This window comes from Pseudocitrobacter sp. 2023LY-00077, assembly GCF_055796175.1.
Genome location: NZ_JBSPEI010000056.1, coordinates 1 through 1,567, shown reverse-complemented (window position 1 = coordinate 1,567; position 1,567 = coordinate 1). Strand labels below are relative to the sequence as shown.

Genomic DNA, 1,567 nt, shown 5'->3' with positions numbered 1-1,567 from the left:
TATGCCGCCTCTGTTCGTGAAGCTGCAATGGAGCGCTACGGCATCCAGCGCATGACCGAAGCCACTGAGCTGTTGTATGCGCGCAATGGTATGACCGCCACGCAGAAGTACGAAGCCATTCAGGGGATTTTCACTCAACTCGCCGATCACTCGAAAACCGGAGCCCGCCGTGGCTTACGTTCTTTCGCTGACGTGATGGATGACTGGATTGACGATCTGGATAAGCGCTTTGACCCGTCTGGCGAACAGCGCGGAATGAGCACCGGTATACCGTCGCTTGACCGCCTGCTGGCTCCGAAAGGTCTGGTGAAAGGTTCCCTGTTCGTCATTGGCGCAAGGCCGAAGATGGGCAAGACCACGCTGTACAGCCAGATGGCAATCAACTGCGCGGTGCGGGAGAACAAACCGGCACTGATGTTCAGCCTTGAAATGCCTGATGACCAGATCCTGGAAAAACTCATCGGCCAGAAGTCTGGTGTAAACCCCAGCATTTTCTACATGCCAGCGACCGAAGACGCCGACGACCAGTATCAGGGCGACTACGACGGAGATTTCGAGAAAGCAATCGGTACAGCTAATCGGCTGCGTGAACTCGACCAGCTTTACATCGATGACACGCCGGGAATGTCACTGGCCCACGTAATTGCCGAGTGTCGCAAGATTAAGCGCCAGAAGGGATGCGTGGGGATGGTCCTCGTTGACTACCTGACGCTGATGACCGCTGAGAAGGCCGATCGTAACGACCTGGCTTACGGGATGATCACCAAGGGGCTGAAGAACCTCGCCAAGGAACTCGGATGTGTCGTCGTCCTCCTGACGCAGCTCAACCGAAAGCTTGAAGAGCGAGGGAATAAGCGACCGTTACCGAGCGATTCCCGCGATACCGGCCAGATTGAACAGGACTGTGACTACTGGGTGGGTATTCACAGGGAAGGGGCTTTCGATGACAGCGTGCCACCAGGCGAGACGGAGTTACTCCTGAGACTCAACCGACACGGCAACACCGGCACTGTTATTTGCGAGCAGCGCAATGGCGCCATTCACGACTGCGACCAGGAAATTGCCCGTAGCAATATCCGCGACCGCGAGCATAAACCAAAACAAAAAGGTGGCTTCTGATGGACTCACTGAAACAACGCATTCTGGACCACGTAACGACAAATCAGCCAATCACCCGTAAGAACCTTGCACTCGCAATCGGCATTTCTGGTCATGCACTCGACAAAGAAATCGCAGTTCTTCGTGAAGCCGGGCTGATTTACAGCATGGCTGGCTTCGGTTACTTCGCCGGAAAGGCGGCGTACGAGGAATGGCGTGCTGGTATCGGCGGCGAACTCCTCCGCCAGCGCAGCCTGAAGGGCGCGGAGTCCAGTCTGATGTCACGCCGGGAGGGGATGATGACGATCCCAGCGAAAATTGCACTGCTCCTGTCGGATGGTCGACGCATGTCATCACCACAGATAGCGGATGCTTTGAGCCTGACGGTGAAGCAGGTGTCAGCAGCAATCTGCGAAATGGCAAAGGCAGGCGAAATCAAATTCACCGGGCGCACCGGCCATCGGATTTA

The 1,567-nt window shown here is 56.0% G+C and carries 2 protein-coding genes; both read left to right on the top strand.

Annotation, left to right across the window (positions count from 1 at the left end; genetic code table 11):
- On the top strand, positions 1–1,119 hold a 1,119-nt coding region (locus ACWWFX_RS25250; protein WP_473225104.1), incomplete at its 5' end, for a DnaB-like helicase C-terminal domain-containing protein.
- On the top strand, positions 1,119–1,567 hold a 449-nt coding region (locus ACWWFX_RS25245), incomplete at its 3' end, for an ArsR family transcriptional regulator (RefSeq protein WP_473225103.1). The genes ACWWFX_RS25250 and ACWWFX_RS25245, both read left to right, overlap by 1 nt.